This window comes from Phormidium sp. CCY1219, from assembly GCF_035615515.1.
GTDB lineage: Bacteria > Cyanobacteriota > Cyanobacteriia > Cyanobacteriales > Laspinemataceae > CCY1219.
This window is the reverse complement of record NZ_JAJENT010000314.1, coordinates 1-248: the sequence shown is the minus strand read 5'-3', so window position 1 is coordinate 248 and position 248 is coordinate 1. Positions and strand designations below refer to the sequence as shown.

General features: G+C 41.9%; 1 pseudogene. It reads right to left on the bottom strand.

Features of this window, described 5'->3' with window-relative positions:
* A pseudogene (locus LKK83_RS05090) lies at nt 1-248 on the bottom strand (hypothetical protein); the annotation flags it as partial.

Here is a 248-nt window from a genome sequence, read left to right as displayed (position 1 = left end):
AACCAAAGAAGGATTTTTGCCGAAGTTTAGGTGCGCTTCTGGGAAAACCGTATTTATCAGAATTAACCATTTGCCGACAGGTTCCATAGCTTTAATTAGCAAAGGTTGGTATCCTTTGAGGTTTAAGCTATTAGGAGTTGACTGGCTCACGCAAGCAGCATCGCTCCAGTTAGACTTAGAGATGCCAAGACGCTTACGATTAAATTTAGTTAATCCTCCAGAACCTACTTCAACAGGTAGTCCAGTAG